At 66.6% G+C, this 4,153-nt stretch carries 5 protein-coding genes; 4 read left to right on the top strand and 1 reads right to left on the bottom strand.

The window, feature by feature from the left end; genetic code table 11:
- Nucleotides 1–251: SDR family NAD(P)-dependent oxidoreductase (locus AC1VAN_RS13705; protein ID WP_480985991.1), on the bottom strand; the 251-nt coding region annotated here is incomplete at its 3' end.
- Between the two features lie 71 nt (nucleotides 252–322).
- Here AC1VAN_RS13705 and AC1VAN_RS13700 point away from each other — a divergent pair.
- From AC1VAN_RS13700 to AC1VAN_RS13685, 4 genes are all read left to right on the top strand, one after another.
- Nucleotides 323–1,126: an APH(3')-II family aminoglycoside O-phosphotransferase gene (locus tag AC1VAN_RS13700; protein WP_313446137.1), complete on the top strand. Its 804-nt coding sequence runs from the start codon at nucleotides 323–325 to the stop codon at nucleotides 1,124–1,126.
- Nucleotides 1,127–1,273: 147 nt separating this feature from the next.
- Nucleotides 1,274–1,864: a TetR/AcrR family transcriptional regulator gene (locus AC1VAN_RS13695; RefSeq protein ID WP_025874897.1), complete on the top strand. Its 591-nt coding sequence runs from the start codon at nucleotides 1,274–1,276 to the stop codon at nucleotides 1,862–1,864.
- On the top strand, nucleotides 1,861–2,895 hold the full coding sequence (locus tag AC1VAN_RS13690; protein ID WP_442252012.1) for a DUF418 domain-containing protein: 1,035 nt from the start codon (nucleotides 1,861–1,863) through the stop codon (nucleotides 2,893–2,895). Before AC1VAN_RS13695 ends, AC1VAN_RS13690 begins: the two co-directional genes overlap by 4 nt.
- Before the next feature lie 99 nt (nucleotides 2,896–2,994).
- Complete coding sequence (locus AC1VAN_RS13685; protein WP_442252013.1) at nucleotides 2,995–4,002, top strand: phosphotransferase; 1,008 nt, start codon at nucleotides 2,995–2,997, stop codon at nucleotides 4,000–4,002.
- The last annotated feature ends 151 nt before the right edge of the window (nucleotides 4,003–4,153 follow it).

Below are 4,153 nucleotides of genomic sequence, written 5' to 3'. Positions count from 1 at the left end.
GTCTCCTCCCAGATGCCAAGGTTATGGATGAGCACATCGAGATCCGGCGGCGCCTGCGCCGCGATGCTGGCGGCGGCCCGTGCTGGCTGGCTCAGGTCTGCTTCTATCCAGTGCAGGTCGACGCCCTCGCTGCAGTCCAGCTGCGTGGGGCGTGTGCGCGATACGCCGATGACGGTATCGCCGGGCCGGCAGAGGCCTTCCACGAAGGCGCGGCCAAGACCTTTGCTGGCGCCGATGACCATGAGTTTCATGCAGTGTCCTTTGCTGTCAGGTGTCCGCTTCGGTGAGAATCCAGGCTGTGACCGGGGCCGGAGCGGTGGGGATGGAAGCAGGATCGAGCGATGGCGATGTAATGCCCTTGCCGTCGCAATGGCGCAGCGTGCTGCGCGATGCAGATATCGAGATGCAGGGCATCGGCGTGTCGCGCGCCGATGTGGCGCGGGTGCGACGTCAAGGGTTGCCGGATGCGTTCCTGAAATCGGAAGTGATCGATGCCTTCAGCGAACTGGAGGGCGAAATCCTGCGTCTGCGTTGGCTGCGGGCACAGGGACAGCCTGTGCCTACGGTGTTGGACACAGCGGAGGAGGGCGGCCGGCGTTGGCTGCTGATGAGCGCGTTGCCCGGCCATGACCTGGCATCGTCGCCGACGCTGGCGCCCGCCCAGGTGGTCGTGCTGCTGGCTGACGCGCTGCGCGCCCTGCATGCGCTGCCGGTTGCCGGTTGTCCGTTCGATCATCGTCTTGCATCGCGCCTGCCGGAGGTCGCTGCGCGCGTTGCCGCAGGGTTGATCGATGCGGATGATTTCGACGATGAGCGCCTGGGCCAGAGCGCCGAGCAGGTGCATGCCGAGCTGATCGCAACGTGTCCGGCGGATGAGGATCTGGTGGTAGCGCACGGCGATGCATGCCTGCCGAATCTGATGGCGGTCGACGGCCGCTTCAGCGGTTTCATCGATTGCGGCCGGCTGGGTGTGGCTGATCGTTGCCAGGACCTGGCGTTGGCCGCACGCAGCCTGGTCCACAACTATGACGACACCCGCTGGGTTGCGCCCTTGCTGGCCCGCTATGGCATCGGTGCCGATGAACGCCGACTCGCGTTCTACCGCCTGCTGGACGAGTTCTTCTAGGTGCATGCAGGGTCCGCAGTTGCAGCAGGGCGGGGCAGGATCGGTCCTCAACAGCGGTTGAGGTCAAGCGCGACGGCCTGAATGGTGACTGGCCGACGGCTTGGATTCGGCTTTCAAATGGACGAACGTTCGTTCATTGTTTGCCGCATGAACCGCACCGACCGCAATGAGCAACGCGCTTCGCAGATCCTGCAGGCGGCCCTGCAGTGCTTTCTGTCCAAGGGCTTCCACCAGACCAGCATGCGCGACATCGCTCAGGCGGCCGGGGTGAGCCTGGGCAATCTCTACAACCACTTTCCCGGCAAGGAGGCGCTGATCCTGGCGACGGCCGAGGCCGAACAGGACGAACTGCAGCCGTTGCTGCAGCGGTTGGCGGGATGCAATGGCGAACGTGCGCAGGTGCAGGGGTTCCTGCGGGACTTCCACACCCTGTGCCGGCAGCCGGAATGGGCGCTGTTGAGCGTGGAAGTGCTGGCCGAGAGCGCGCGCAATCCGGCGGTGGCGGCGGCATTCGCTGGCAACCGCGCGCAGTTGCAGCGCGGTCTTGCCGAGGCTTTGCAGGAGGTCGCACGTCGTGAGCGCCGCCGGCCCGTGCTGGCGCCCGCGCTGCAGGCGCAGGTGCTGCTGGATGCGATCGAGAGCGCTGCGCTGCGGCAGGGATTGGGTGAGGCGAGCGATGCCGATATCGACGTGCTTGATCCCGCTCTGCTGGCAGCACTGCTCGGGGCGCGTGCGTGAGCACTGACGATCGGCGGCTGCATGGGCTGGACCTGGCGCGCTACCTCGCTCTGGCCGGCATGGTGCTGGTCAACTTCCGCCTGGCGATGGCCGTCGAGACCGACGGCGGCGGCTGGCTTGCTGGATTCTTCCACCTGCTGGAAGGCAAGGCTTCGGCGACCTTCGTGACGCTGGCCGGGGTGGGCCTGATGCTGGCCACGCAGCGACTGGCGTGGTGGCAGGCAAGCGTGCAGACCTGGCGGCGGGCCGTGTTCCTGGCCGTGCTCGGCCTGCTCAACCTGACCGTGTTTCCTGCCGATATCCTGCATTACTACGCGGTGTACTTCGCGCTGGCGGTGCTGTGGCTGCGCGCGTCGCCCCGTGTTCTGCTGGGCAGCATGGTGGCTCTGGCGATGGTCGCGTTCTGGGCCCTGCTGCGCTGGGACTACAGCCAGGGCTGGAACTGGCAGACGCTGGCTTACGAGGGGCTGTGGCAAGGGCCGGGTGCGATGCGCAACCTGCTGTTCAATGGCTTCCATCCGGTGTTGCCGTGGCTGTGCTTTTTCCTGCTGGGCATACTGCTGGCGCGGCTGCCGCTGTCGCAACCCCGGGTGCAGCGTGCCTTGCTGCTGCTTGGCCTGCTGCTGATGGGGGCCGGCCAGGTGTTGCAGCAGTGGGGCCACGGCACGCCGTGGCAGGTGTGGCTGGCGACGCAGCCGATGCCGCCCGGTCCGGCCTATCTGCTGACCGGCGCAGGCGCGGCGTGTGCACTGATCGCGGCATGCCTGTGGCTGGTGCGGCTGCATCCTGGCGATTGGCTGGAACCGTTCACTGCGGCCGGACGGATGACGCTGAGCCTGTACGTGGCGCACATCCTGATCGGCATGGGTGTGCTGGAATCGCTTGGACTGCTTGATGGCAGTGCCAGCCTGTCGTGGGTGCTGATGGCCGCGTTGTTGTTCGTGATGCTGGCGACCGCGGCGGCCTGGTTGTGGTCGTGGCAGTTCGCGCGCGGTCCGTTGGAAGCGGTCATGCGACGCATCGCCGGCTAGTTCTTTTGTCGCAGGAGAGCGATGTTGTGACCAGTTTGCCTGTGCGGATGCAAGGCCATCTGCGATAGTAGGTGTCGTCACCAAAGCACGCCTGCATCCATGTCATTCGCTTCGGCGCAGCAGATCGTTGAAGTCCTGCAGCAGTCCTACGACATCAACGCGACGGCGGTGGTGCCGCGTCCGGTGGGCGCCGACGCCAATGCGTGCGTGTTCCGCATCGATGCCCGCCACGACCATTGGTGGTTGAAGTGCCGCAACTTCCAGGTGGCACCCGCGGTGTGGGACAGCCTGCATTGGCTGCGTGGCACCTTGGGCATCGAAGAGATTGTTGCGCCGTGGCCGGCATTGACCGGTGGCGCATCGGTGCAGCGCTGGGGCCTGCAGTTCACGCTGTTCCCCTACATCGAAGGGCAGTCGGGCTTCGAGGCACCGCTGAGCCGTGCGCAATGGCGCCAGCTGGGCGAAGTGCTGCGTCGCCTGCATGAGGCCGAGATTCCGCCAGCGTTGCGCCAGGCCCTGCCGACGTTGCGGCTTGAAACCGCAGCGGTCGACACGGTGGGGACATGGTTGCGCGATCCCTCGACGCTGGCGCAGGCGCAGGATCGATCCGGCAGTGCGTTCCTGGCGCTGTGGCAGCAGCAGCGGCCGCGCATCGCCGAACTTCACCAGCGTGCCGAAGCGCTGCATCGCCAATTGCAGGGTGAGGCACCGGCGCTGCGCCTGTGCCACACCGACCTGCACGCGGGCAACCTGCTGATGGGGCAGGATGATGTACTGCACCTGATTGACTGGGACGGACTGGCACTGGCCCCGCGCGAGCGCGACCTGATGTTTGTCGGCGCCGCAGTGGGTGGTCGCTGGGGGCGCGAGCATCCACTCGGCTTCGCCGAAGGCTATGGCAGCGACCTGGGCGATCCGCGCTGGATTGCGTGGTATCGGCACTGGCGCATCCTGCAGGATCTGATCGAATTCGAGCAGATGCTGCTGGGCCCCGGCGCGGCGCAGCGCTCGTTGCAGCAGCACCGGCAAGCGCTGCATTACCTGGGCGAGCAGTTCGCGCCGGGCAATGTGTTCGATGCGGCCGAGCGCGCGTACCAGGTGCTGTAGGGGGTCCGGCCGGGCTGCGCCCGGCACCCGCGGTAGTGCCGGCCGCTGGCCGGCAACCTCAACAGCAACAGCCGAAGCAACAGCAACAGCCGGCTCTGCACTATCTGTGGGTTTGGCGGGGCGGTGTCGGATTGCGGGGACGCCGTAAACC

Source organism: Stenotrophomonas sp. 05L44_2 (genome assembly GCF_056665995.1).
Note: the sequence above shows the minus strand (reverse complement) of the source record. Positions and strands in the feature narration are given on the sequence as shown.

Excerpts from the sequence above, each read along its gene's own strand:
- AC1VAN_RS13700 (WP_313446137.1), top strand. The coding sequence starts at position 323 with ATGGAAGCAGGATCGAGCGATGGCGATGTAATGCCCTTGCCGTCGCAA.
- AC1VAN_RS13695 (WP_025874897.1), top strand. The coding sequence starts at position 1,274 with ATGAACCGCACCGACCGCAATGAGCAACGCGCTTCGCAGATCCTGCAG.
- AC1VAN_RS13685 (WP_442252013.1), top strand. The coding sequence starts at position 2,995 with ATGTCATTCGCTTCGGCGCAGCAGATCGTTGAAGTCCTGCAGCAGTCC.